Annotated in this window: 2 protein-coding genes; both read left to right on the forward strand. The window is 61.9% G+C overall.

The features are described 5' to 3' along the window. A partial coding sequence (locus H3V53_RS43330) for an ABC transporter ATP-binding protein C-terminal domain-containing protein (RefSeq protein WP_473766681.1) occupies window positions 1-235 on the forward strand: 235 nt, incomplete at its 5' end. Next, a partial coding sequence (locus H3V53_RS43335; RefSeq protein ID WP_336603058.1) for an ATP-binding cassette domain-containing protein occupies window positions 235-561 on the forward strand: 327 nt, incomplete at its 3' end. The genes H3V53_RS43330 and H3V53_RS43335, both read left to right, overlap by 1 nt.

A 561-nucleotide genomic window follows, 5' to 3' on the forward strand; every position in this document is an offset into this window, starting at 1 on the left:
ACCGGCGGCCGGCATGAACGCGACGGAGAAGGTCGAGCTGACGAAGCTGCTCGACAAGATCCGCGCGGACGGCAAGACGATCCTGCTGATCGAGCACGACGTGAAACTGGTGATGGGCCTGTGCAATCGCATGACAGTGCTCGACTATGGCAAGGTGATCGCTGAAGGTCTGCCGCACGACGTGCAGAAGGACCCGAAGGTGATCGAGGCTTATCTGGGTGCGGGGGTCCACTGATGGCTACGGCAATGTTGAAAATCAAGGGCCTTCAGGTCAACTACGGCGGCATTCAGGCCGTCAAGGGCGTCGACCTCGAGATCCAGCAGGGCGAACTGGTCACGCTGATCGGCGCGAACGGCGCGGGCAAGACGACGACGATGAAGGCGATCACGGGTCTGAAGCCCTATTCGGCCGGCGACATCGAATACATGGGCCAGTCGATCAGAGGCGTGCCGCCGCATGAACTGCTCAAGCGCGGCCTCGCGATGGTGCCGGAAGGGCGGGGCATCTTCGCGCGCATGTCGATTGTCGAGAACATGCAGATGGGTGCGTATCTGCGCAGC

It is taken from the genome of Paraburkholderia bengalensis, from assembly GCF_037126505.1.
Classification (GTDB): domain Bacteria; phylum Pseudomonadota; class Gammaproteobacteria; order Burkholderiales; family Burkholderiaceae; genus Paraburkholderia; species Paraburkholderia bengalensis.